Here is an 18977-nt window from a genome sequence, read left to right as displayed (position 1 = left end):
CATGCAAGCGCGCCACCGGCGAAGATCACAAAGAGGTTTGCAGGGCCTGCAATGACCGCGTCATGTTTTCCCTGGCCTGCGGTTCGAAGCGCTGGCGAAACTCTTCAGTGTGGAAGATGTGCGGGCGGGCGAGGAAAGTCTTCAGGACAGCACTGCGTCCGGCCCGCCACATTGGCTCCTCCACCCAGTGGTACTCGCGCCGCACGGCGCGCTCATAGGCGTCGAAGGCGTCCGGCGCGGCTCCCAGGATCGACAGATCCATATCCAGGAAAAGACTTGCGTCCCGTGTGGCCGCCGCGTCTTCGAACGGCGGCACCTGGTGCGTGGCGGTGGCGACGATCATTGCCGAGATGCGGTTGAGGCGTGAAGGATTTGCGCGGCCCGCCAGCTTTTTCTCGGCAAGGGCAGCACTTTGCGCCTCATTGTCCTTGGCCTTGCTGTCATAGATGGCATCGTGGAACCAGATCGCCGCTTCGATCGCCTCGGGGTCGCCGAGCAATCCTCGATAGTCGCCAGCGAGTGCCAGCATCGCCTCGATATGGGCAAGGTTGTGGTAGTGGCGGCCCTGTGCCCGGTAGAGCGCCGAAAGCTCGCTTTTCAGCGCGTCGTCGATCAAGGGTTCGTTTTCCATGGCTGCTTGAATTCCCGCGAACCAAATCCATTTGACAAAGCACTAAGGAAAATTGAGTTCAATCGTGCTATGATCTGGCTTATATGTGCGGCCAGGCAACAGGCAAGCACAACAGGCAAGCCAGGCAGGACGCAGGACGAGACGGCGATGAACAGCATCAGCATTTCCCGACACAGCGCATTGAAGCCGGTCGATCCGATCTGGCGTTCGATCCGCGACGAGGCCATGGAGGCTGTCAACCGCGACCCGCTGCTCGCTGCATTCCTCTATTCGACCATCCTCAACCAGGACAGCCTGGAAGAAGCAGTCATTCATCGGCTGGCCGAGCGGCTGGCGCACCAGGACATCGGCTCCGATCTCATCCGCCAGACCTTCAAGTCCATGCTGGCCGACGACAAGGAGTGGCCGACGACGGTGCGTGTCGACATCCAGGCCTATTACGATCGCGATCCGGCCTGCGACCGCTTCATCATGCCTGTGCTCTATTTCAAGGGTTTCCACGCCATCCAGACCCATCGGCTGGCGCATTGGCTGTGGAACCAGGGGCGCAAGGATTTCGCGCTCTATCTGCAGAGCCGCTCGTCCTCGGTCTTCCAGACCGACATCAACCCCGCCGCCCGCATCGGCAAGGGCATCTTCATCGACCACGCCACCGGCCTCGTGGTCGGCGAGACCGCTGTCATCGAGGACGACGTGTCGATCCTGCATGGCGTGACGCTGGGCGGCACCGGCAAGGCCGGCGGCGACCGCCACCCCAAGATCCGCTACGGCGTGCTGATCGGCGCCGGCGCCAAGATCCTCGGCAACATCGAAATCGGCCATTGCTCGAAGATAGCGGCCGGCTCGGTGGTGCTGTCGCCTGTGCCGCACAACAAGACGGTTGCCGGCGTGCCGGCCCGCGTCGTCGGTGAGACCGGCTGCGATCAGCCGTCGCGCCAGATGGACCAGCTTCTGCCGTCGCAGACGATGGATCAGGTCGTCAGTTTCGACATCTGATTTTCACGGCGCCGTCGTCTGCTGTCGGATTCCGGCCGCGGGCAGGAGCGGGCGGTTGTCTCGCCTTATCAGGCCGCTTGCCTTTACATCGCCATTGTCGACGTGCCAGAAGCGCGTTCGAACGAGCAAGCCCGATGATCGGAGAAGACTGTTGAAGCCGGACGAAATCAGAAAGCTGGACGCCTATTTCAAGCGCGTCTTCCAGAACCCCAAGCTCGAGGTCAAGGCACGGCCGCGCAAGGACGATTCGGCCGAGGTCTATGTCGGCGACGAATTCCTCGGCATCGTCTTCAAGGACGAGGACGACGGCGATTACAATTTCTCGATGGCGATCCTCGACATCGATCTGGCCTGAGCCAGCGATTTTGCGCTCGGCCGGCTCCGCCTCGAATGCGGCCGGCCGGCCGGACCTTCCGAGGCTTTCTTAACGTCCTGTTTTCAGGACGCGCCCGGCTTCAGTGGCGATTGCCGCGTCGAGCGCCTGCCAATCGCCCAGAAACTCCCTTGGGAAGCGATAGGTGAGGCTGAGCTCGTCGCCGACCTGGATGTCGCGCTCGCAAGGCGCCAGCGATTGGTCGGCACTCGGTCCGCTCAGGCAACGGGCCACAAACGGCTCCTTGCCGGGGCGATTGCCGACAACCAGCACCTCGTTCAGATAGCCTGATTTCTCGTTGAAACCATAAATCATCGTGCCGCCAGGCCCGACAATGCCGGGTTGGATGATCAACGCGCTGTAGATCGGCGCGAAGCGGCCACTCATGTCACGCGACATCATCTGCTGTTCGAAGGCCAGAAAGACGATGCTTTTGGCTGTCCCCGTATGGTTGAAATCATCCCGCGCGGCCTCGCTGTAGCCGTCCATCTGGGGATAGCGCAGATAGAGGTCGAGCCGCGAGGCGATGCCGTCGCGCCGGGCCTGGGCGAAACGGATGGCGTTGGCCGGGACCGTGATGACATTGTTGCCGATCACCACTTGGTGCATCGTTGCGTCGTCGGTGTATCCGGCCATGGCGATCGAATGGCCAAACCATTTGCCTGCAAGGCTGATCGCTGCTGAAAGCAGGGCCAGCGCCGCGAATCCGTAGAGCACCCGCTTCATCAGCCTGGAATCGACCACAGTGAGTTCGTTGGCGAGCGCTGCCTGCTTCATCTCAGTCCTCGGATCTCGGGCCGTCCGTCCGCCTCCAGTGTCCCTGGGCGGCACACATCGTACGGCACGGCTCTTGCAGCCTGCGTGGAACGACTGTGCAATTTCATGGTAAATGGAAAGTTAAGATGGGACCGCTGGAACTCACACTCTTTGCTTTTGCCGTCGGGTTGACGGCCTGCGGGCTGGCCGGATCGGCTATGGAACTGGTGTCGGGCCGCAAGGTCGCCTTCACCGAACCCTATGTGTCGCCGTCACATGTCTTGCGCTCGCTGCTCGCCACTGCCTGTGCCGGACCCTTCATGCTGGTCAATGATGCCATCGATGCCCGGCGTCAGCGCCGCATTTCAACGTTGGCGCTGATGTCCTGCGGCTGCACGGCAATTGCGTGGACCTTGGCGCTGGGCGTCGTCGTGCTTGCCATTGCCTCATGGACGGTCCGTCTCCTAGGGTCCGAGCTGCCAGCTTGAGACGATTCGGAGACCAGAAATGCCGCTTTATGCGATCGATGGAACAGAGCCCAGCTTCGCCGATGCGGGTTCGAACTGGATCGCACCCGATGCGACGCTGATCGGCGACGTCAGGGTCGGACGCAATGCCGGCTTCTGGTTCGGCGCCGTCATCCGCGGCGACAATGAGCCCATCGTCATCGGTGCCGACACCAATGTGCAGGAACATACGGTCATGCACACCGATCCCGGTTTCCCGCTGACGATCGGGGAAGGCTGCACGATCGGCCACCGCGCCTTGCTGCATGGCTGCACGATCGGCGACAACAGCCTGATCGGCATGGGCGCCATCGTGCTGAACGGCGCGAAAATCGGCAGGAATTGCCTGGTCGGCGCCGGTGCGCTGGTCACCGAAGGCAAGGAATTCCCGGACAATTCGCTGATCGTCGGTTCGCCGGCCAAGGCGATCAGGGTGCTGGACGACGCGGCCGTGGCCAGGTTGCGCGGCTCGGCGGCGCACTATGTCGCCAATGGCAAACGCTTCAAGGCGGGGTTGAAGAAGGTCTGAGATCAGCCTGGCATTTGCTGGCGGTGGTTTCGTCGCGCCCCAACTCACTGTCCGTCAGTTGCGCCCGGCCATCGCATCGCGCAGCAAGGAAGCACCGCCTTCAAAGCCGGCAATCTCGGCTTCCTCGATCGCGGTCCTGTAGTCATCGATGCGGGTTTCGAGCACCGGGTCGGCGCCCGCCGCCAAAAGCAGGCCGATCGCATCGACACTGCGGATGGCCACCGAATAGTGCAGCGGCGTCCAGTCGTTGACGCCCCGCATGTTGGGGTCGGCACCGCCGTCGATCAAAACCCGCACGATGTCCAGCCGGTCGGCGCGGTCGGTGGACAGCGCTGCAATGATGGACGGAAACCCACCGTGATCCTGATAGTTTGGATTCGAGCCGGCATCCAGCAAAGACGAGATGAAGCCGACGGGGCTCCAATAGATCGCATATTCCAGCGGATGCCCGAGGCCGAGCTCGAACGGCATGCGCTCGTCGAACCAGCGGGAAGAGCCGCCCAACGCCACGCCGAGGCCCTCGAAGTCGCCGGCCTTGAAGGCATCGTCGATAACGTTGAACAGGCGATGGCGCTCGCATCGATCTTCCGGGATTTCCAACATGGCCGTGATCCAGAAGGCGAAACTGACGGCCTATAGTGCCTCGATCTTCCGGGCGTGGGAAGGCGGGACGATTCGACTGAATGAGATTGGGATCTTCAGCCTACCGCAGGCTGATTGGTTTTCGATTCTCCGCCAGAAATGGCGGAGCCGGCCCGGGGACGGGGCCGGCTCCTTTCACCCGGTCGTTGGGGACGGGGAGGGTGGGGACTCGACCGGGTTTCTCCTGAAGCGCCTCGCATTCACGCGGCGCGCTTGAGCTCTGTTCTAGCGGACGCTGGCGACCGCGTCGGAGCGGCCGTCATTGATCGTCACCCAAACGCCGGAATTCTGGTCCGACTGGCGCTTGAGATAGGTGTAGTCGGTGTCCGTCCAGGACAGGACCTTGGTCTCGAGATTGTCGAGGATGAATTCTCCCAGGCTCGTGCGCACGGTCAGCACCGCGTGGCCGTCGCCATTCGGCTGGCGCGCCACTGTCATCAGCAAATTGCCGGCCGGCACGCCCGCATCCATCAACTCGCGGCGCTTTTCCAGCGCGTAATCCTCGCAATCGCCATAGCCATTGGCCGGATAGGCCCAATATTCCTCGACACCGTAGTTTTCCATGTCGGTGCGCGGCTTGATGCGAGTGTTGACCGAATTGTTGATGTTGACGATCGTCGCCCACAGTTTGCGGGTCAGTTCGACCGGCGCACCCTTCGGGGTCCGTTCGCTGCATTCGCCAGGACTGCGCTGGCAGAACTCATAATGGCCAACAGGCTGGGTGGTGCGTCCGCCGGTGTGCATATAGGCCGGTCCCGCGGCATATGCTGATCCCCAAGCGGAAAGCTGCATCGCCATTGCCACCAGCAACAGCTTGCCCCTCGTGTTCTTCATTGTTGTAGTCTCCCCGTTCGAAGGAGACATTGCCACATGTGGATTTATTTGACGCAAAAGCTCGAAGTAGATATTGAGTAAAACTCCAGTAGAATAAACGTAAAATTTGAATCATTTGAGTATTAATTCGTTTGCATATTGAGGCGCCAATCTCGGTGCGCGGAGGGCTCCCAAGCCCGCCAAGAGTGGGCTAAGCATGCCGGTCATGGCGTCGAAAACAAAAAACCGGCCACACTGGATGCCAATCGCCGGCTTGACGTCGATCTCGACCGCGGCGCCGGAGAGCGAAAGGTCGATTATACGGCATTGGTACTGGCGGCCGTCGGTGAGCTGCAGCACGCTGGTCGGATTGCGCGGCGCGACGCGCTCGTGGCGGCGATCTTCCGGCAGGTCGAGTTCATGCTTGTTGGCGAGCCAGGTCAATTGCGCGGCCAGCTTGTCCTTCTTGCGATCCGACGCGATGACGGTCATCGCGAAACCGTCCTGCAAGGTGCGGGTGACTACACCTTCGATGCGGCCGATATGATCGATGTAGGCAATGATTTTTTCGCCGGGCATGCCGATGCGGTCGGTGCGAAACGCGACATTGCCCGGTGACATGTCGACGACCTGGCAGGGGTGTTCGGTGCGGTCTTCCAGCATGAAGCGTCCGTAGATTTTAACCCGGACGCGCTGAAAGTTACGCCTTTCAGCTTGGGACGGCGCATAGTCGACCGCCGCTGACCTCATGACTGCCTACACCCCGTTTGGCATCCCGCGCGCCGATGCGAGGAACTTCATCAGAGAAGTACAACAAAGCGGGTTAACAAAGGGAAAAAGCGGGCGCTCCAGGGGTTTCCTTTTTGCAGGTCGCGGTGCCAAAACAGCCGCGCAGTTTTGGGCGACGTGCATCAGGCCGCAAACGGACTATTCCTCGCGCCCGCCATCGAACACGACGAGATGGCGGATGCGGCGCGCCCGGCCGAGCGCCGAGATCGTCTCGGGTGCTCCAAGTTCATCGGGAACGAGCGAGGGAACATCGATCGCCGGGCGATTGTTGAGAAGCTCCTTCTCCGGATCGATGACGCGTATCGAATCGATCAACGCGTCGGTGATCGGATCGGCACCCAGCCAGAAGGGCTTCTCCACGGCGCTGATGACGCCCAGGCAACGCGGATTTTCGACACCGCCGTCCAGCGGCAGGGCAAGCAGTTCGAACTTGTTGGAGCGCCCGTTGCGGCTGAAACCCTCATAGCTGATGAGCACGACCGACTTCTGCTCGAAGACGCCATGGATCAGCCGCGAGACGAGCCGCTGATCCTTCTCGCGCCACAGCGATGGAAAGGAAAACCCCTTGAGTTCGCGGCCGTAGCAGGCGCAAAGCCTGGTGCCGGCCAGCCGGAATACGGCCTGTCCGCGCGTGTCCCGCTCCAGGATAAAGGTGTCGGCCAGCAGCGACTTGATGTCGGCCGGCTCGACCTCCGAACGCTTCGGGGCAGGGCGTCCATCACGCAGGCGGTTCCAATATTGGAACAGCGTGATCGATCCATTCTGGTTCATACTATGCTGCTCCGCGCAATCTGTCGTCTGATGTCCCATCGGTGAACAGAAGGGCGCCCTCCGATGACCTACATGCGTTGCGGAGCAGGAAGCGTGCCAGCGTCGTTAACACTTGTTCACGGGTCGGGGCCGTTAAGGTTAACAAGTGGTTTACGTTGCATCGAAGCGAGCCCCGTGGCACACAAAAACCACTCCAGAAGCGGTCGTTTCGCGACGATCGGCAGCACTTCAGTCAAGAGTTTTAGGGGAGCAGGGGGCTCGACCAGCCGTTCAAGGGAAACCTTGAACGGCTTCTTTTTTGATTCGCGCCGCGGCGATTCGCGGTTTGCGGTTCGGTCCGTGGTGATCTAGATGCTCGAGCCCCGAATCCCGCAGAGTGCAATTTCAAATGAGTGAACCGGCATCTCCCTCGGAAGTCGACCCGGTCGAGGGCGCACCTGAACCGCGGCGCGAGCCGGTGTTCAACCTGCCGCCCGTCGTGCTGGCGGTGATCGGCATCTGTGTCGTCGTCTACCTGTTGCAGCAATATGTGTTGAGCGAATCCCAGCAGATGACATTGCTGTATGACGGGGCCTTCATCCCCGTTCTCTACACCGGGCAATACGGCTTCGACTGGTTCCTGTTTTCGCGGCCCTTCACTTATGCCTTCATGCATGGCGGCTTTGCCCATATCGCCATCAATATGGTGTGGCTCGCCGCGTTTGGTTCACCATTGGCAAACCGTCTGGGAGCGCTGTGGTTCGCGCTGTTTTTTGCCGCAACCGGGCTGGCTTCGGTCGCGCTTTTCTGGGCGATGCATCCTTATGGTGAGGCGCCGCTGGTCGGGGCTTCCGGTGCGATATCGGGCATGATGGGGGCTGCGGCGCGTTTCGGCTTCCGCACCGACCGTTCGGCCGGCAAGGCCGCCTTCGCCGGCCCTGTGCTGCCGATCGCATTCGTATTGCGCCTGCGCGGTGTCGTGATCTTCCTCGCCATGTGGATGGTCATCAATCTCGCCACCGGCCTGCTCGGGTTTGCCCCAGGGGTAGATGGTCAGATCGCCTGGGAGGCTCATATTGGCGGCTTTGTCGCGGGCTTCTTCGGCCTGCGCTGGTTCGACAGGCGATGGCAGGCGCCCGAGTGGGAGACGACTGACCACCGCACTTGAAATGCAACCGATCACGGCGCACGATGTTCACTCTTACGTGAAGGCCGGTCAGGGCAGGAACCGGCAGGCAAAGCAGAGGAGGACGCCATGACGGTGAAGGCAATTCTCGAGAGAAAAGGCCATGACGTGTTGACGCTCGGGCCGAACGAAAAGCTGAGCGAAGCCATCCGCATCCTGGCAGAGCACAAGATCGGTGCGCTGGTCATCACCAATGGCGATCGCAAGATCGTCGGCATCCTGTCAGAGCGCGACATCGTCCGGGTTGTCGCCCGGGAAGGTGGAGCCGCGCTCGATATCGCGGTGCGTTCGGCGATGACGCCGAAGGTGAAGATCTGCAACGAAAATCACACCGTCAACGAGGTGATGGAGATTATGACCCGCGGCCGTTTCCGCCATCTGCCGGTGGAAAAGGACGGCATGCTCGATGGCATCGTGTCCATCGGCGACGTGGTCAAGCGCCGCATCGAGGATGTCGAGCGCGAGGCCGACCAGATCAGGGCCTATATCGCCACTGCCTGAACGGTGAGGCGAACCGCCGGCCGGAGAACCGACCGGCGGAACCGCGGGCTACCTGTTGTCGAGTTCGGAGCGGACGAGTGCGAGCCCGCGCCGGGTGATGCGGTAGGGGCCGCCTCCCGACGAAGAAACCGCCTTCTTCCGCTTCAGCTTTCGAAACATGTCGAGATCGACGTCCGGATAGTGCCAGCCGTCGCGGGTCAGGCATTTGACGGAGGCGATCCGCTTCTTGTCGTTCTTTTCGATTTCAATGCGTCCGCCCTGCGCGAGCAGGTGCAGGATGCGCTGTTCAGTGCGCGAAATATCCATGTGAGAGTTTTCCGGGAAAACAAAAAATGCCGCCGCCGCGAAGCTTCGCGGCACGGGGTTTCAGGTTTTCTGCCCTGCCTCGCCAAGAGGTCAGGGCCTTACCGGGACTGAGCGTAAGTGGACATCCACTCTCCATTGGAATGGACGTCCTATAGGCGAAAGCGGCTGAGAAGGCCAGTCCGTGGCTTTGCGCTTGTGTTTTTTGGGCGCTTGTCTCGCGAAGCGGTTTGCACTAGCGAAGTTGCAAACCAAAATATGCGTAAATGCATAATCCGAGTTCCAATACGCAGGCCACAATGTCCCTCATCGACACCCGCACACCCGACGCCAAGCGCCTTGTTTCCGGTGCCACCGGCGACTGGGAGATCATCATCGGCCTCGAGGTCCATGCGCAGGTCACGTCGGAAGCAAAGCTGTTTTCGGGCGCCTCGACGGCCTTCGGCGCGCCGCCCAACGCCAATGTCAGCCTGGTCGATGCGGCGATGCCGGGCATGCTGCCGGTCATCAACGAGGAATGCGTCAAGCAGGCGATCCGCACCGGCCTGGGGCTGAAGGCGCAGATCAACCACAAGTCGGTCTTCGATCGGAAGAACTACTTTTATCCCGACCTGCCGCAGGGCTACCAGATCTCGCAGTTCAAGCAGCCGATCGTCGGCGAAGGCACGGTGATCGTTTCGGTCGGCCCGGACCGCCAGGGCGAATTCGAGGACATCGAGGTCGGCATCGAGCGGCTGCATCTGGAGCAGGATGCCGGCAAGTCGATGCACGACCAGCATGCGACCATGTCCTATGTCGATCTCAACCGCTCCGGCGTGGCGCTGATGGAGATCGTCTCCAAGCCGGACATGCGCTCGGCCGACGAGGCCAAGGCTTATGTCACCAAGCTGCGCACCATCGTGCGCTATCTCGGCACCTGCGACGGCAACATGGACGAAGGTTCGATGCGCGCCGACGTCAACGTTTCGGTGCGCAGGCCGGGCGGCGAGTTCGGCACGCGCTGCGAGATCAAGAACGTCAACTCGATCCGCTTCATCGGCCAGGCCATCGACTATGAGGCGCGCCGGCAGATCGCCATCCTCGAGGATGGCGGCAAGATCGATCAGGAGACGCGGCTGTTCGACGCCGTCAAGGGCGAGACGCGTTCGATGCGCTCCAAGGAAGAGGCGCATGATTACCGCTACTTCCCCGATCCCGACCTTTTGCCGCTGGAATTCGACCAGGCCTATGTCGATGCGCTGGCCAAGGAATTGCCGGAACTGCCGGACGACAAGAAGGCGCGGCTGATCGCGTCGCTCGGCCTGTCCGTCTATGACGCCTCGATCCTGGTGTCGGAAAAGCCGATCGCCGATTATTTCGAGAAGGTGGCCGCCGGCCGCGACGGCAAGCTTGCCGCCAATTGGGTCATCAACGATCTGCTCGGGCAATTGAACAAGGCCGGAAAAGACATTGAAAACGCTCCGGTTTCACCCGAGCAGCTCGGTGCGGTCATCGATCTGATCAAGGATGGCACCATCTCCGGCAAGATCGCCAAGGACCTGTTCGAGATCGTCTGGAATGAGGGCGGCGACCCTCGCCAACTGGTCGAGAGCCGTGGCATGAAGCAGGTCACCGACACCGGCGCCATCGAGAAGGCCGTCGACGACGTTATTGCCGCCAATCCCGACAAGGTCGAACAGGCGCGCGCCAAGCCGAGCATGGCCGGCTGGTTCGTCGGCCAGGTGATGAAGGCGACCGGCGGCAAGGCCAACCCGCAAGCCGTCAACGACCTCGTCAAGGCCAAGCTGGGCATCGAGTAGCGCCGTGTTCGTCCGCACCGCAGGTGAACGCGACCTTGCCGCTGTGCGGACGCTGCTGGTGGAAACGTGGCATGCGACCTATGACGCCATTTATGGCGCTGCCAAAGTCACCGAGATCACCGACGAATGGCACTCGGTCGCTTCGCTCCGCTCGCGGCTGACGCGGCCGAATTCGGAATTCCTGGTGGCCGATGATGGCAAGCGGATCGGCGGCATGGCTTTCGCCGCCGCCACCGCCGATGCGAAAATCATCCTGCTGAACCAGCTCTACGTCCATCCGGACTGCCAAAGGCGCGGGATCGGGCAAGCACTGCTCGACGAGGTCGAGGCCAGTTTCCCGGAAGCGCGAACGCTGCGCGTCGAGGTCGAGGAGGCCAATGGCGGCGCCATTGCTTTCTACCGGTCGAAGGGGTTTTTGCCTGTCAGTGCCGCGGAGGAGTCCCGCGATACCTCAAGACCGACGACGCTGAGTTTCGAGAAGTCGCTCGGATAGATTGCCACCGGGATGAATAGAGCGACCTGGCCATGCGTCATCGCGGCGTTTGCTGTGCCGGCTCACGACGGATATGCAAGGGCATGACCAAACTGTCCCGCATTACAGCGCTGGCGCTGCTCGCCATCATCATTTTCGCGACCTTGTCGCCGATCCAGATGCGGCCGCACCTCGCTGAAGCGAATGTCGAGCGTGCCTTGGCTTATGTCCTGTTGGGCTTCGCCCTGGCGATCGGCTTCCCCAACCGACTGTACCAGGTCGTGATCTTCGTGGCTGTGACCGCCGGCATGCTGGAACTGCTTCAGCTCATTGATCCCGGTCGCCATGCACGCCTCATCGATGCATTGGTGAAAGCCCTTGCCGGGGTGGTTGGGATCGTGGCGGGACACCTGATCGTCAGGGCCGGCGGACAAAAGAGCGAGAGCTAGGCGCGGCAGCAATCCGCCGCGATACGTCGACCCCAAAGAGTACGGGACCATCGACTGTGGTCGGCCCGTGTCTGTCTGGCCGAAGGATCGAGCCTTCGCGCTAGACAGCGGGAACCTCCACATTGTCGATCAGTCTGGTCTTGCCGAGCCATGCTGCCGCGAGAAGACGCCCTTCGCGGTTTCGGCGCCATGGCGCAAGCGTCAGGCTTTGGCGTACCTCGACATAGTCGACCTTTTGAAAGCCGGCGGCGATGAGGGCGCGGCTGGCCTCTTCGGTTGCGTCGCTCTGGCCGGCGCCTGCCGCCAGGGCCGCAGCCGTATTGCGCAATATGACGTTGAGTTGGCGGGCGATCTTCAGTTCGGCCTCATCGAGATAGGCGTTGCGTGACGACATGGCGAGACCATGCGCGTCGCGTATCGTCGGTGCGCCGATGATCTCGACAGGCAGGTCGAGGTCGCGGCAGAGCTGCCTCACCACACAAAGCTGCTGGTAGTCCTTCTCGCCGAAGACCGCACAGTCGGGCGTTGCCTGCAGGAGGAGCTTTGCCACCACGGTGGCGACGCCGTCGAAAAAGGTCGGCCGAAAGTCCGATTCGAGCCCGCCGGAGGGGCCGCCGACCGAGATTTTCGTGGCGAAGCCCGCGGGATACATCTCGCCAACCGTCGGTGTGAAGGCAAGGTCGGCCTTTGCCGCGCCCAACTGCTCGAGGTCGCGGGCGAGTTGGCGCGGGTACTTGTCGAGGTCTTCGCTCGGCGCGAACTGCGTCGGGTTGACGAAGATCGACACGACGCAGCGCTCGGCTTTTTGGAGCGCGATCCTGACCAGCGAGATGTGCCCGTCATGCAAAGCGCCCATGGTCGGCACCATGGCGACACGAAGGCCGTCGCGCCGCCAGTCCCGGATTTGCGCGCGAAGTGCGGCTACGCTGTCGACGACGACGGGTTGGCTCATGTGTCGTCCCTGCTGTTTGCCGCCGAAAAGACATGGCCGGGGCCGGGGAATGTCCGGCCCCGCACCTCGGCTGCATAGGTTTCCGCCGCATGCGAGATCACGCTGCGCAGGTCGGCGTATTCCTTGACGAATTTCGGCACGCGATCGACGGTCAGCCCGACCATGTCGTCGATGACCAGGATCTGGCCGTCGCATTCACCGCTGGCACCGATGCCGATGGTCGGAATGGCGAGGCGGCGGCTGATATCGGCGGCGACCCTCTCGACCGTGCCTTCGATGACCACCGAGAAAGCGCCGGCATTCTCGACGGCGAGCGCATCGCGAAGCAATGCCGCAACAGCCTCCTCGGTGCGGCCCTTGATCTTGTAGCCGCCGTCCTTCTCGACCGATTGCGGCTGCAGGCCGATATGTCCCATCACCGGAATGCCGGCGGCGACGATGGCCTCGATCTGGCTGATCATGTCGAGGCCGCCTTCGAGCTTCACCGCCTGGCAGCCGGTTTCGTCGACGACCCGCCGCGCCGAGTTGACGGCTTGCGCTGCCGTTGCCTCATAGGTGCCGGCCGGCAGGTCGACGACGACGCAGGCCCTGGCCGAGCCGCGCATCACGGCCTGCCCATGTGCGATCATCATCTCCAGCGAGGCGCCCAGCGTCGTCTTGTGGCCATGCAGGACCATGGCGACACTGTCGCCGACCAGAAGCAGGTCAACATGGCGATCGAGCAGACGGGCGATGGGATAGGTATAGGCGGTCAGGCAAACGATCGGCGTGCCGCCCTTGCGGTGGCGAATCGCCTCGGCGCTGATGCGAATGTCGGTGGTCGGCAATTCCGTGGCCAATCGTCACCTCCTTGGCCTCAAGCCGGGCTGGATGCAGGCATGGGCGCGCAGAGCTTTAGAAATACCGCAAAGGCTTGGCAAGCGTGCATGCAGCGACCGGGAGGATCACAGGCTTGTGTCGGGCTTCAGGCAAGCCATTTGCGCGCACGCCGTGGCAAAAGCCTTGCCTTCGGCAAGGCCTGACGCCATAAGCAGGAAAACGGGCGCTGCCGGCGCGAGGGTTTTGAAATGAAGACTTTCCTTACGCAGTTTTTCACCTGGTGGAACAGCCAGACGATAGGAACCCGCCTGCACACGTGGCGGTACGGCAAGAAGGTCGGCCAGGACGAGACCGGCAATTTCTATTACGAAGGCGGCATCGATTCGGAAGGCCGCACGCGCCGCTGGGTCATCTACCGCAATTATTCGGAGGCTTCGGCGATACCGCCCGGCTGGCACGGCTGGATGCACCACCGCGTCGACGTCGCGCCGTCCAGCGAGGACTACAAGCCGCGCGATTGGCAAAAGCCGCATCAGCCCAATCTGACCGGCAGCCCGGCGGCCTATCGCCCGAAGGGCTCGGTGCTGACCAATCAGCACCGCCCGCAGGTCACCGGCGACTACGATGCCTGGACACCCGGGTCGTAGGCGACAGGGTGCAAGCCGGTCCTTTATCGCCACAATTGGTGTTTAGCTGCTTGCTGATCAGAAAACGGCGACTAGCCTTGGCGATCGACAGAATCACCCGGGCGCGAACCACCGGTATCTTTGCATGAGCTTTTCTTACTCAATATCGGCCAGTCTGGCGCTAGCCGCCGGTCTTGCCGTCAGCACCGTGGCCTTCGCCGCTTCGCCTGAGCCCGCGGCACCCGCGCCGGCGCTGCCCGCCGGAGCGGACCGGGTCACCAATGCCGTTGCCGAGTTTGCCGGTATCGACAAGATTACCGGCCGCATCATCACCTTCGATGTCTATATCGACGAGACGGTGCAGTTCGGCGCTTTGCAGGTGACGCCGCGCGTCTGCTATTCGCGGCCGCAGGCCGAGGCGCCGAAGACCGATTCCTTCGTCGAGGTCGACGAGATCACGCTCGACCGCAAAATTCGCCGCATCTTCACCGGCTGGATGTTTGCCGAAAGCCCCGGCCTCAATGCCGTCGAGCATGCCGTCTACGACGTCTGGCTGAAGGAATGCAAGCAGAAGTCGGATGTGCCGGCGCCCGACGGCGCCAAGGCTGACGCAACCAAAGCCGAGGCGCCCAAGCCCGCGGCGGCCAAACCGAAAGCCGCGACCGCTCCGGACGTGACAGATCCTGGCGTGACGGAGCCGGACGCTTCGGACCCCGATACGACCGACACCAACTGATCCTCCGGAACCCTCCTTGCCACCATACGTTGGGGCACGGATGAGCGCGCATCTATGCGCAGGGAGGATCTTCCGATGTCAGACAGCAAGCGGATCACGGCTGGCAAGGCAGAGTTGCTGGAACTTGAAAAGGGATTCTGGACGGGCGACGCGGCCTACTATGCGGCCAATGTCGACACCGAATGCCTGGTGGCGTTTCCGCAGATGGCACAGGCGATGGACAATGCGGATCTCGCCAAGACCGCAACCAGGCCCAACCGCTGGCGCGACCTGAAAATCGACCTCAAGGGTATTATCGAGCCGGGCAGCGACATCATCATGCTGACCTACGAGGCACATGCGACACGCGAGAACGGCGAACCTTACGTCGCGCTGGTCAGCACCGGCTATGTCCATCGCGTCAACGGCTGGAAGATGATGTTCCATTCGCAGACGCCATTGGAAGCCGCCACTGGGAAGTAGGCTCAATCTTCAGGGATAGAATACGGCCTCGCCCTTCAGCGCGTCGGCCAGCATCTTTTCATATTTGCCGCGCGGCACGTCGACCGCGCCGAAGCGCTTGAGGTGCTCGGTGGTGAACTGGGTGTCAAGCAGAGCGAAGCCGCGTGCCTTCAAGCGCTCGACGAGATAGAAAAGGCAGGTCTTGGAAGCGTCCGTCTCCCTGGCGAACATGCTCTCGCCAAAAAACACCCGGCCGAGCGACACGCCATAGAGGCCACCGACCAGCCGGTCCTCGCGCCACGCCTCGACCGAATGACAATGGCCTATCCGATGCAACTCGACATAGGCTTCGCGGATCGGCGCATTGATCCAGGTCGAGCGCCGTTCCACGCGCTTTTCGGCGCAGCCGTCGATGGTCGCTTCGAAATCGAAATCGAAACGGATGTCGAAGGGGTTCTTCCTGATCGTTTTCCTGAGGCTTTTCGGCGCGTGAAAACCATCGAGCGGAATGATGCCGCGCGTCTCCGGCCGCACCCAGAACACCTCCGGGTCGCCGGCACTTTCGGCCATCGGGAAGACGCCCGAGGCGTATGCCTTGAGCAGAAGGTCGGTGGGGATGCGATAGCCGGGCGCGTAGGGGCGGGTCATCGCGTCTCCGCGCTAGTCTTCCTTGGCCAGGTATTTTTCCAGCCAGTGGATGTCGTAGTCGCCATTGGCGATGTCGGCATTGCCGACGAGATCGCGAAACAGCGGCAACGTCGTCTTGATGCCGTCGACGACGAACTCGTCCAGGGCGCGGCGCAGGCGCATCATGCACTCGACGCGATTACGCCCATGCACGATCAGCTTGCCGATCAGGCTGTCATAGTATGGCGGGATCTTGTAGCCGGAATAAACGCCGGAATCGACGCGGATGCCCAGGCCGCCCGGTGTGTGGAAATGGGTGATCGTGCCGGGCGAGGGGGTGAAGGTGCGCGGGTCCTCGGCGTTGATGCGGCATTCGATGGCGTGGCCGTTGAACTTGATGTCCTCCTGCTTCACCGAGAGGCCGCCACCGGAGGCGACGCGGATCTGCTCATGCACGAGATCGATGCCGGTGATCGCTTCCGTCACCGGATGCTCGACCTGCAGGCGCGTGTTCATCTCGATGAAGTAGAACTCGCCATTCTCGTAGAGGAACTCGATGGTGCCGGCGCCGGAATAGCCGAGATCGGCGATGGCCTTGGCGCAGATGCCGCCGATGCGGGCGCGCTCTTCGGCATTGAGGGCGGGCGAGGGCGCCTCTTCCCAGACCTTCTGGTGGCGGCGCTGCAAGGAACAGTCGCGCTCACCGAAATGCACGCCGCGGCCAAAGCCGTCACCGAACACCTGGACTTCGATATGGCGCGGCTTTTCCAGGTATTTTTCGATATAAACGGCATCGTCGCCGAACGCCGCACCGGCTTCCGTGCTCGCCGTCTGCAGGGCGATCTCCAGGTCAGCCTCGGTGAGGGCGACCTTCATACCGCGACCGCCACCACCGGCCGATGCCTTGATGATCACGGGATAGCCGATCTCGGCGGCAATGCGCCTGGCTTCCTTCTGGTCGGTGACGGCGCCGTCCGAACCGGGCACAACCGGAATGCCGAGGCGCTTGGCGGTTCGCTTGGCCTCGATCTTGTCGCCCATGATGCGGATATGGTCGCCGGACGGACCGATGAAGGTGATGTTGTGCGCGGCCAGTATGTCGGCGAATTTGGCGTTCTCCGACAGGAAGCCGTAGCCCGGATGCACGGCGTCGGCGCCGGTGATTTCGCAGGCCGCAACGATCTGATGGATGTTGAGATAGCTGTCGCGCGATGGCGGCGGACCGATGCAGACGCTCTCGTCGGCGAGCCGCACATGCATGGCGTCGGCATCGGCGGTCGAATGCACCACCACCGTCTGGATGCCGAGTTCCTTGCAGGCGCGCAGCACCCGGAGGGCGATTTCGCCGCGATTGGCGATGAGGATCTTCTGAAACATCAGGCCCGCTCTATTCGATCACGACGAGCGGCATGCCATATTCGACCGGCTGCGAATCCTCGAAAAGGATCGCGGTCACCGTGCCGGCACGTGGCGAGGGGATCTGGTTCATCGTCTTCATCGCTTCGATGATCAGCAGCGTCTGGCCTTCCTTGACCTTCTGGCCGACTTCGATGAACGCCTTGGCGTCCGGCGACGGCGCCAGGTAGGCGGTGCCGACCATCGGCGAGGTGACTGCGTTCTTGGAAATATCTGCCACAACGGGCAGAGCTGCGGAGGCAGCTTGCGCTGCTGCCGGCGCATAGGCCTGCTGCGGCGCTGCGATTGCATGAACAGCCGGCGCCTGCCGCGAGACGCGCACCTTCAGGTCGCCCAGTTCAACCTCGATCTCGGTGAGATTGGTGTCGTTCAGTATGCCCGCCAGATCGCGGATCAGTTGCTGGTCAACACCGGTCTTCTTTATCGACATTTTCGAGCCTTCTGTTTGTTGGCCGGTCATAGGCGTGCGGCCAGCGCCTGTAGCGCCAGCGTATAGCCGAGCGGCCCAAAGCCACAGATCATGCCGACGGCGACCGGCGCGACCATGGAGATGTGGCGGAATGGTTCCCGCGCATGGATGTTGGAAAGATGAACTTCGGCCACCGGCAACGGCGCGACGGCGCGGATGGCGTCGTGGATGGCAATCGAGGTGTGGCTGTAGGCGCCCGGATTGATGACGATGCCGACAGCCTTGTCGCCAGCTTCCTGAATCCAGTCGACAAGGTCGCCCTCATGGTTCGACTGGCGGAAATCGATCTCGAACCCCAGCGCCTCGCCTGCCTGCTTGCAGTCGTCGGCGATCGCGGCAAGCGTCTTGCCGCCATAGATGCCCGGCTCGCGCTTGCCGAGCGCGTTGAGATTGGGACCGTTCAGGACGAAAACCGTTTTCAAAAAGCCGACCTTTCCCGGCGCCGTCATCAAGCCGGCGCGCTGGGCCCTCTATAATGGGCATAGCCGCCCGCGGAAAGAGCACAAGTGCGTTCTTTCACTGTCCACAACAGGCGGAAATGTGCCCGTGAGAAATAGCTGGCGAGCAAGATCAGAGCGCGGCTTTCGCCGCCTCGATCTTTTCTGCCAGCACTTCCTGCCCGAGTGCTCCGAACACCACCTCGTTGCCGATGACATAGGACGGCGTTCCGGTGATCGCCAGCTTGTTGGCAAGATCGTAGGTCTTGGCGAGGGCCTCGTTGATTGTCGGGTCCTTCATCTTCTCGCGCAGCGCCGCTTCGTCGGCGCCGAGCGACAGCGCGACCTTGATTGCCGACGCCTCGGTGGCGCGTCCCTGGCCGCCGAGCAACGCATTGTGGAACTCGCCGTACTTTTCCGGGTGCATCAGGTGAAAGGCCATCGAGACCACGCTCGCCTTCTGCGATTCCGGTCCAAGGATGGGGAATTCCTTGAGCACGAAGCGCAGGTCCGGATCGGTCTTGGTCAGCGCCTGCATGTCGTCCATGGCGCGTTTGCAGAAGCCGCAATTGTAGTCGTAGAACTCGACGATGGTGACCTTGCCGTTCGGATTGCCGACGACGCCGTCGAAGGCGGAGTTGAAGATCTGGTCCTTGGCATTCTTGATCACGCCGAGATGAGCGATGCGCTGCTCTTCCTTCTGCTTGGCCTCAAGCGCGTCCTGGACTTCCAGGAGGACTTCCGGGTTTTTCAACAAATAGTCGCGGATGATGCCTTCGACCTCGGTGCGGTCGATCTTGGTATCGGCCGCCGCGGTCTCGACCGGCTGTGCGGTACCGGCCTTGGCGATCTGCGGGTTTCCGGCAACGAATCCGAAAGCCAGCATGGCCAGGGCGACCGCAACCCCCGTGGTGCCCAGCAGCAGTGCCTTTTTCATCGTTCCTGTTCCTTCTACCTGT

General features: G+C 62.0%; 26 protein-coding genes. 12 read left to right on the top strand and 14 right to left on the bottom strand.

The features are described from left to right. Nucleotides 1-25: 25 nt before the first annotated feature. The gene (locus NP503_RS27545) at nucleotides 26-631 is read right to left on the bottom strand and encodes a hypothetical protein (protein ID WP_127268140.1); all 606 of its coding nucleotides are present in this window, start codon (nucleotides 629-631) and stop codon (nucleotides 26-28) included. Between the two features lie 147 nt (nucleotides 632-778). On the opposite strand from NP503_RS27545, the gene cysE reads away from it, so the two are divergent. Further along, nucleotides 779-1627 (top strand): serine O-acetyltransferase, encoded by an 849-nt coding sequence (gene cysE / locus NP503_RS27540; RefSeq protein WP_013531333.1) that lies wholly within the window; start codon nucleotides 779-781, stop codon nucleotides 1625-1627. 151 nt (nucleotides 1628-1778) lie between these two features. Continuing rightward, nucleotides 1779-1982, top strand: a complete 204-nt coding sequence (locus NP503_RS27535; protein ID WP_013531334.1) for a DUF3126 family protein — start codon at nucleotides 1779-1781, stop codon at nucleotides 1980-1982. A 69-nt stretch (nucleotides 1983-2051) separates the two neighbouring features. Here the strand turns inward: NP503_RS27535 and NP503_RS27530 are convergent, their stop codons facing one another. Then, nucleotides 2052-2777 (bottom strand): hypothetical protein, encoded by a 726-nt coding sequence (locus tag NP503_RS27530; protein WP_127271611.1) that lies wholly within the window; start codon nucleotides 2775-2777, stop codon nucleotides 2052-2054. A gap of 125 nt (nucleotides 2778-2902) precedes the next feature. On the opposite strand from NP503_RS27530, the gene NP503_RS27525 reads away from it, so the two are divergent. Together NP503_RS27525 and NP503_RS27520 are read left to right on the top strand one after the other, a co-directional pair. Further along, nucleotides 2903-3244, top strand: a complete 342-nt coding sequence (locus NP503_RS27525) for a hypothetical protein (RefSeq protein WP_127271612.1) — start codon at nucleotides 2903-2905, stop codon at nucleotides 3242-3244. 19 nt (nucleotides 3245-3263) lie between these two features. After that, nucleotides 3264-3791 carry a gamma carbonic anhydrase family protein gene (locus NP503_RS27520; RefSeq protein ID WP_127271824.1) on the top strand — a complete coding sequence of 176 codons (528 nt, stop codon included), beginning with the start codon at nucleotides 3264-3266 and terminating at the stop codon, nucleotides 3789-3791. Between the two features lie 54 nt (nucleotides 3792-3845). Here the strand turns inward: NP503_RS27520 and NP503_RS27515 are convergent, their stop codons facing one another. The 4 genes from NP503_RS27515 to NP503_RS27500 all read right to left on the bottom strand — a co-directional run bounded on the left by NP503_RS27515 (nucleotide 3846) and on the right by NP503_RS27500 (nucleotide 6806). Beyond that, the gene (locus tag NP503_RS27515; protein ID WP_127271822.1) at nucleotides 3846-4394 is read right to left on the bottom strand and encodes an ankyrin repeat domain-containing protein; all 549 of its coding nucleotides are present in this window, start codon (nucleotides 4392-4394) and stop codon (nucleotides 3846-3848) included. 264 nt (nucleotides 4395-4658) lie between these two features. Then, nucleotides 4659-5267: a transglutaminase-like cysteine peptidase gene (locus NP503_RS27510; RefSeq protein WP_127269622.1), complete on the bottom strand. Its 609-nt coding sequence runs from the start codon at nucleotides 5265-5267 to the stop codon at nucleotides 4659-4661. A gap of 111 nt (nucleotides 5268-5378) precedes the next feature. After that, nucleotides 5379-5996: a PilZ domain-containing protein gene (locus NP503_RS27505; protein ID WP_236383445.1), complete on the bottom strand. Its 618-nt coding sequence runs from the start codon at nucleotides 5994-5996 to the stop codon at nucleotides 5379-5381. Nucleotides 5997-6173: 177 nt separating this feature from the next. Then, nucleotides 6174-6806: a PAS domain-containing protein gene (locus NP503_RS27500; protein WP_023812148.1), complete on the bottom strand. Its 633-nt coding sequence runs from the start codon at nucleotides 6804-6806 to the stop codon at nucleotides 6174-6176. Between the two features lie 388 nt (nucleotides 6807-7194). Between NP503_RS27500 and NP503_RS27495 the strand changes: the two genes are divergently transcribed. Further along, entirely contained in the window at nucleotides 7195-7953 is a 759-nt protein-coding gene (locus NP503_RS27495; protein ID WP_127269621.1) for a rhomboid family intramembrane serine protease, read from the top strand. Between the two features lie 87 nt (nucleotides 7954-8040). Continuing rightward, complete coding sequence (locus NP503_RS27490; protein WP_027039198.1) at nucleotides 8041-8472, top strand: CBS domain-containing protein; 432 nt, start codon at nucleotides 8041-8043, stop codon at nucleotides 8470-8472. Between the two features lie 48 nt (nucleotides 8473-8520). Here NP503_RS27490 and NP503_RS27485 read toward each other — a convergent pair whose 3' ends face one another. Next, nucleotides 8521-8778 carry a YjhX family toxin gene (locus tag NP503_RS27485; protein ID WP_127269620.1) on the bottom strand — a complete coding sequence of 86 codons (258 nt, stop codon included), beginning with the start codon at nucleotides 8776-8778 and terminating at the stop codon, nucleotides 8521-8523. 296 nt (nucleotides 8779-9074) lie between these two features. Here NP503_RS27485 and gatB point away from each other — a divergent pair, with 296 nt between their 5' ends. The 3 genes from gatB to NP503_RS27470 all read left to right on the top strand — a co-directional run bounded on the left by gatB (nucleotide 9075) and on the right by NP503_RS27470 (nucleotide 11495). Continuing rightward, nucleotides 9075-10574 carry an Asp-tRNA(Asn)/Glu-tRNA(Gln) amidotransferase subunit GatB gene (gatB, locus tag NP503_RS27480; RefSeq protein ID WP_127276897.1) on the top strand — a complete coding sequence of 500 codons (1500 nt, stop codon included), beginning with the start codon at nucleotides 9075-9077 and terminating at the stop codon, nucleotides 10572-10574. Nucleotides 10575-10578: 4 nt separating this feature from the next. After that, nucleotides 10579-11067, top strand: a complete 489-nt coding sequence (locus NP503_RS27475) for a GNAT family N-acetyltransferase (protein ID WP_127272405.1) — start codon at nucleotides 10579-10581, stop codon at nucleotides 11065-11067. Nucleotides 11068-11150: 83 nt separating this feature from the next. Next, on the top strand, nucleotides 11151-11495 hold the full coding sequence (locus NP503_RS27470) for an antibiotic resistance protein VanZ (RefSeq protein WP_023812139.1): 345 nt from the start codon (nucleotides 11151-11153) through the stop codon (nucleotides 11493-11495). 100 nt (nucleotides 11496-11595) lie between these two features. Here the strand turns inward: NP503_RS27470 and panC are convergent, their stop codons facing one another. Both panC and panB read right to left on the bottom strand, forming a co-directional pair. After that, a complete protein-coding gene (gene panC, locus NP503_RS27465; protein ID WP_127272406.1) occupies nucleotides 11596-12447 on the bottom strand; it encodes a pantoate--beta-alanine ligase in 852 nt (283 codons plus the stop codon). After that, nucleotides 12444-13286, bottom strand: a complete 843-nt coding sequence (panB, locus tag NP503_RS27460; RefSeq protein WP_127272407.1) for a 3-methyl-2-oxobutanoate hydroxymethyltransferase — start codon at nucleotides 13284-13286, stop codon at nucleotides 12444-12446. Before panB ends, panC begins: the two co-directional genes overlap by 4 nt. A 228-nt stretch (nucleotides 13287-13514) precedes the next feature. On the opposite strand from panB, the gene NP503_RS27455 reads away from it, so the two are divergent. The 3 genes from NP503_RS27455 (at nucleotide 13515) to NP503_RS27445 (ending at nucleotide 15090) form a co-directional block, all read left to right on the top strand. Further along, on the top strand, nucleotides 13515-13913 hold the full coding sequence (locus NP503_RS27455) for an NADH:ubiquinone oxidoreductase subunit NDUFA12 (RefSeq protein ID WP_013531353.1): 399 nt from the start codon (nucleotides 13515-13517) through the stop codon (nucleotides 13911-13913). Nucleotides 13914-14037: 124 nt separating this feature from the next. Then, entirely contained in the window at nucleotides 14038-14628 is a 591-nt protein-coding gene (locus NP503_RS27450; protein ID WP_127269230.1) for a DUF2155 domain-containing protein, read from the top strand. Between the two features lie 75 nt (nucleotides 14629-14703). After that, entirely contained in the window at nucleotides 14704-15090 is a 387-nt protein-coding gene (locus NP503_RS27445; RefSeq protein WP_127269231.1) for a hypothetical protein, read from the top strand. 9 nt (nucleotides 15091-15099) lie between these two features. On the opposite strand, the gene aat is transcribed toward NP503_RS27445, so the two are convergent. The 5 genes from aat to NP503_RS27420 all read right to left on the bottom strand — a co-directional run bounded on the left by aat (nucleotide 15100) and on the right by NP503_RS27420 (nucleotide 18955). Then, a complete protein-coding gene (gene aat / locus NP503_RS27440; protein WP_127269232.1) occupies nucleotides 15100-15717 on the bottom strand; it encodes a leucyl/phenylalanyl-tRNA--protein transferase in 618 nt (205 codons plus the stop codon). A gap of 12 nt (nucleotides 15718-15729) precedes the next feature. Continuing rightward, entirely contained in the window at nucleotides 15730-17073 is a 1344-nt protein-coding gene (gene accC, locus NP503_RS27435) for an acetyl-CoA carboxylase biotin carboxylase subunit (protein WP_127269233.1), read from the bottom strand. A gap of 10 nt (nucleotides 17074-17083) precedes the next feature. After that, nucleotides 17084-17542 carry an acetyl-CoA carboxylase biotin carboxyl carrier protein gene (accB, locus tag NP503_RS27430; protein WP_127269234.1) on the bottom strand — a complete coding sequence of 153 codons (459 nt, stop codon included), beginning with the start codon at nucleotides 17540-17542 and terminating at the stop codon, nucleotides 17084-17086. A 26-nt stretch (nucleotides 17543-17568) separates the two neighbouring features. Next, nucleotides 17569-18003 (bottom strand): type II 3-dehydroquinate dehydratase, encoded by a 435-nt coding sequence (gene aroQ, locus NP503_RS27425; RefSeq protein ID WP_127269235.1) that lies wholly within the window; start codon nucleotides 18001-18003, stop codon nucleotides 17569-17571. A 148-nt stretch (nucleotides 18004-18151) separates the two neighbouring features. Beyond that, on the bottom strand, nucleotides 18152-18955 hold the full coding sequence (locus NP503_RS27420; RefSeq protein WP_127272408.1) for a DsbA family protein: 804 nt from the start codon (nucleotides 18953-18955) through the stop codon (nucleotides 18152-18154). Nucleotides 18956-18977: the final 22 nt, after the last annotated feature.

This window comes from Mesorhizobium sp. SEMIA396 (genome assembly GCF_024518615.1).
In the GTDB taxonomy this organism is placed as follows: domain Bacteria; phylum Pseudomonadota; class Alphaproteobacteria; order Rhizobiales; family Rhizobiaceae; genus Mesorhizobium.
The sequence above is the reverse complement of the archived record's forward strand: the minus strand, read 5'-3'. Positions and strand labels throughout refer to the sequence as shown.

Bases quoted from the DNA above. Each gene is read 5' to 3' on its own strand.
- accB (WP_127269234.1), bottom strand. From the start codon at position 17,542: ATGTCGATAAAGAAGACCGGTGTTGACCAGCAACTGATCCGCGATCTG.
- accC (WP_127269233.1), bottom strand. From the start codon at position 17,073: ATGTTTCAGAAGATCCTCATCGCCAATCGCGGCGAAATCGCCCTCCGG.
- NP503_RS27495 (WP_127269621.1), top strand. From the start codon at position 7,195: ATGAGTGAACCGGCATCTCCCTCGGAAGTCGACCCGGTCGAGGGCGCA.
- NP503_RS27420 (WP_127272408.1), bottom strand. From the start codon at position 18,955: ATGAAAAAGGCACTGCTGCTGGGCACCACGGGGGTTGCGGTCGCCCTG.
- NP503_RS27500 (WP_023812148.1), bottom strand. From the start codon at position 6,806: ATGAACCAGAATGGATCGATCACGCTGTTCCAATATTGGAACCGCCTG.
- NP503_RS27455 (WP_013531353.1), top strand. From the start codon at position 13,515: ATGAAGACTTTCCTTACGCAGTTTTTCACCTGGTGGAACAGCCAGACG.
- NP503_RS27490 (WP_027039198.1), top strand. From the start codon at position 8,041: ATGACGGTGAAGGCAATTCTCGAGAGAAAAGGCCATGACGTGTTGACG.
- panC (WP_127272406.1), bottom strand. From the start codon at position 12,447: ATGAGCCAACCCGTCGTCGTCGACAGCGTAGCCGCACTTCGCGCGCAA.
- NP503_RS27525 (WP_127271612.1), top strand. From the start codon at position 2,903: ATGGGACCGCTGGAACTCACACTCTTTGCTTTTGCCGTCGGGTTGACG.
- NP503_RS27530 (WP_127271611.1), bottom strand. From the start codon at position 2,777: ATGAAGCAGGCAGCGCTCGCCAACGAACTCACTGTGGTCGATTCCAGG.
- cysE (WP_013531333.1), top strand. From the start codon at position 779: ATGAACAGCATCAGCATTTCCCGACACAGCGCATTGAAGCCGGTCGAT.
- aat (WP_127269232.1), bottom strand. From the start codon at position 15,717: ATGACCCGCCCCTACGCGCCCGGCTATCGCATCCCCACCGACCTTCTG.
- NP503_RS27520 (WP_127271824.1), top strand. From the start codon at position 3,264: ATGCCGCTTTATGCGATCGATGGAACAGAGCCCAGCTTCGCCGATGCG.
- gatB (WP_127276897.1), top strand. From the start codon at position 9,075: ATGTCCCTCATCGACACCCGCACACCCGACGCCAAGCGCCTTGTTTCC.
- NP503_RS27450 (WP_127269230.1), top strand. From the start codon at position 14,038: ATGAGCTTTTCTTACTCAATATCGGCCAGTCTGGCGCTAGCCGCCGGT.
- NP503_RS27470 (WP_023812139.1), top strand. From the start codon at position 11,151: ATGACCAAACTGTCCCGCATTACAGCGCTGGCGCTGCTCGCCATCATC.
- NP503_RS27545 (WP_127268140.1), bottom strand. From the start codon at position 631: ATGGAAAACGAACCCTTGATCGACGACGCGCTGAAAAGCGAGCTTTCG.
- NP503_RS27445 (WP_127269231.1), top strand. From the start codon at position 14,704: ATGTCAGACAGCAAGCGGATCACGGCTGGCAAGGCAGAGTTGCTGGAA.
- NP503_RS27505 (WP_236383445.1), bottom strand. From the start codon at position 5,996: ATGAGGTCAGCGGCGGTCGACTATGCGCCGTCCCAAGCTGAAAGGCGT.
- NP503_RS27510 (WP_127269622.1), bottom strand. From the start codon at position 5,267: ATGAAGAACACGAGGGGCAAGCTGTTGCTGGTGGCAATGGCGATGCAG.
- NP503_RS27515 (WP_127271822.1), bottom strand. From the start codon at position 4,394: ATGTTGGAAATCCCGGAAGATCGATGCGAGCGCCATCGCCTGTTCAAC.
- NP503_RS27485 (WP_127269620.1), bottom strand. From the start codon at position 8,778: ATGGATATTTCGCGCACTGAACAGCGCATCCTGCACCTGCTCGCGCAG.